Source organism: Gilliamella apis (assembly GCF_002142155.1).
In the GTDB taxonomy this organism is placed as follows: domain Bacteria; phylum Pseudomonadota; class Gammaproteobacteria; order Enterobacterales; family Orbaceae; genus Gilliamella; species Gilliamella apis.
In genome coordinates this window covers 1-3,426 of the sequence record NZ_NASD01000041.1, presented here as the reverse complement: position 1 = coordinate 3,426, position 3,426 = coordinate 1, and the positions used below count along the sequence as shown (strand labels likewise).

Genomic DNA, 3,426 nt, shown 5'->3' with positions numbered 1-3,426 from the left:
TTTATATATACTATGCCATTAGGCTTAAAATTTTAAATAAATCATAAAATTGGATTGACAAGGATATCTGATATGGATTATAATTTTCAACACACAACACACAACACACAACCTGCCCAACCTATAAATTCACCTTTCTAAAGTTAAGCTCACACCGTTTATTATTTAACCGCAGTTTATTATTTCCGAAATTTCCGCAAAATTTTTCAAAATTTCTTGGTTTAGCCTTTTTATCTCGGCCGATGGTTTTGGTATTAATCTTAGTTGTTTTACTTTCTACCTCTTTTGCTAATTATGCATTAACCACAAAAACGACCAATATTATTTATGGCTCAGTCCCATATTTAACCTTTGATGGAGGTCGAACCCGAGTAACAAATACCGAAGCGCTACTCGGGATATCCCTTTCTGATGGTAGAAAATTCACCCCAGCAACCAATAATTCAAGAGACAATCCTATCATTTTACCTGTTGATGGTCAGAGTTTTAATGATATTGGTATGTTAGTACCAACAGATACTGATTCTATTGCATTAAGTTCACTTATTGGCACACCGTATAATTATTGGGGAGATGATGATGGCGATGGTCAGGGGATTGATGGTATCACCGCTACCGGTAGTTTAAATTTATCTATTGTTGATAATTTCAATCATCCTGTTGCCCGTAATGAAGTACTGACTATTTGTAAAGCGCCATATAAATTAACCTTATCTAATGGTGAAGGTAGATTAACAACACGTTATGGTGTACCTAATGAAAGTCGTTTTACGGCAGGTAATGCCACTTATTATATTAATCCTAAGGCATCGCCAGTGATTTGTTTTGCAAGACCTGACCTAGGAGACAGAAGAGACGATGGCTCTACATGGAAAGGTCTTTCTGCTGCCGTTTGGCAAGAGGATAAGGGTTTTCTACCACAGTCAGTTACGCCGTCGTCTTATGGTTTAAACTTCCCGACTACGGGTGCTAATAATTTATATTTTTATTTAGATATTGGTGGTAGTAATCAGGCCTTATCTTGGGCTCCGGTTTCGCTTGGTGGTATTACGGCAACGATGACCGATTCAACAAGTACCAGCGTTAAAGTCACCCTAACGGGTCCTTTTGCTACATACTCGCAACAGCAATCAGATCGTCCAATTAGAGTCGCCATAGCATCATTACCGCAGGTATTTGAGTTAGTGGGTCGTGATAGTAGTGGTAATGCGGTGGTCAAATATGGATTTGAGTTAAAGCAGTGGTTTGTTAATCGTGGTCGTTTTCAGGATACGGTTGGTCATTCATTTTGGTGTAATTATATTGGAGGATATCGTAATCTTATGGTTAAAGATTTAACAAATGCGTCTTGTCGGGGAGTTGGTGCATATTCTAACTACTGCCATAGTGCAACGCCTTCGTCACCTGATAATTACTATCGGCGTCACATTGGTGCAGGATTTTTCACGGAATGGGGGAGGGTGAACAATTACGCTAATACCGGTTTCAAATACAGATATCCGACGGAAAATTTTAATGGTCGACCTATGAATGATCGTCTACGTGGGGTTTTTGGGGTTTACACGAGTGGTCGGGTGTATGAAGCTCCTTCCAGCGACACCATCGGCAACCGCATCGATGACACCGTACTCTGTGTCTATCCTAATACTTATTAGCTATTATTTCTTAGTTCTTAGGTATTGAAGCTGAGGATAAGAAAAATAACGTTAGAGCGATAAAAAGCGATTTTGTGGTGCGACATTAGCAATGTGCTGACAACTGAGAGAGGTTAGCATGGCAAACAGGGATGTTTGCCAAGGCTGTGCTTTGTCAGGAACAAATCACAGCCGGTGCGTTAAGAACGAACGAAGGCGGAAGGCAGTCACATCGTGACCACTTGCGTGGTCGCCGCGGGAGATTGTAAAGAGGGTTCGCGCCAACCCTCTTAACTCGGACGTAATCGCCGTATAGAAACAACCACAAAACAACAAACGTCCGAAACTCAAACAACCAAAAAAATTTGAGGAGAGGGGTTTTTAAAGCCAAAATCACGCCCAAGTTTCCCCGAAATTGGTTTTAAAACTAAAATTAGCTCGCTATAAACATAAGAGTTTATTTTGGCAAATAAGTTTGGTGTATTTAATTTAGCGACATTCGCAATGTGCTGACAACTGAGAGAGGTTAGCATGGCAAACAGGGATGTTTGGAAAGGCGGTGCTTTGTCAGGAACAAATCACAGCCGGTGCGTTAAGAGCGAACGAAGGCGGAAGGCAGTCACATCGTGACCACTTGCGTAGTCGCCGCGGGAGATTGTAAAGAGGGTTCGCGCCAACCCTCTTAACTCGGACGTAATCGCCGTATAGAATTAGCCACCAAACAACAAAACGTCCGAAACTCAGCGAACCCAAAAAATTGAGGAACGGGGTTTTTAAAGCCTAAAAATCCCCCTAAAGTTTCTCCGAAATTGGTTTTAAGCGAGTAATTAAGACATAATATTACATTAATCTTTACAAAAGTTAACAATAAAACCGCCAAAAAAAGTTGCATGGTTTTTTGCAATCACTATACTTTTATAGCATATTTATACGAATGGATAAATTTTGTGCCGTTAGGCTTAAAATTTTAAATAAATCATAAAATTGGATTGACAAGGACATCTGATATGGATTATAATTTTCAACACACAACACACAACACACAACCTGCCCAACCTATAATTTCACCTCTCTAAAGTTAAGCTCACGCCGTTTATTATTTCACTGCAATTTATTATTTCGGCAATTTCCGCAATTCTGGCATAATTTTTCAAAATTTCTTGGTTTAGTCTTTTTATCTCGGCCGATGGTTTTGGTATTAACCGTGGTTGTTTTACAGTCTATCTCTTTTTCTAACTATGCATTAACCACTAAAACGACCAATATTATTTATGGCTCAGCACCTTATTTAACCTTTGATGGAGGTCGAACTCGGGTAACCAATACCGAAGCGCTACTTGGGATATCCCTTTCTGATGGTAGAAAATTCACCCCAGCAACTAGTAATTCAAGAGACAATCCTATCATTTTACCTGTTGCTGGTCAGAGTTTTGCGGATATTGGTATGTTAGTACCAACGGATACTAATTCTATTGCATTAAGTTCACTTATTGGCACACCGTATAATTATTGGGGGGATGATGATGGTGATGGTCAGGGAGTTAATGGTGTCACCGCTACCGGTAGTTTAAATTTATCTATTGTTGATAAAGACAATAATCGTGTTGCCCGTAATGAAGTACTGACTATTTGTAAAGCGCCATATAAATTAACCTTATCTAATGGTGAAGGTACATTAAAAACACGTTATGGTGTGCCTAATGAAAGTCGTTTTACGGCAGGTTATGCCACTTATTATATTAAACCTAATCAAACGCAAGCGGTTTGTTATGCAAGACCTAACTTATTTGAT

General features: G+C 39.4%; 2 protein-coding genes. Both read left to right on the top strand.

Features of this window, described 5'->3' with window-relative positions:
- The first annotated feature begins 242 nt into the window (after positions 1–242).
- The gene (locus tag B6C84_RS11375; protein ID WP_086354427.1) at positions 243–1,655 is read left to right on the top strand and encodes a hypothetical protein; all 1,413 of its coding nucleotides are present in this window, start codon (positions 243–245) and stop codon (positions 1,653–1,655) included.
- Positions 1,656–2,820: 1,165 nt separating this feature from the next.
- Positions 2,821–3,426, top strand: a 606-nt coding sequence (locus tag B6C84_RS11370; RefSeq protein WP_133052306.1) for a hypothetical protein, incomplete at its 3' end; no start/stop codon positions are given.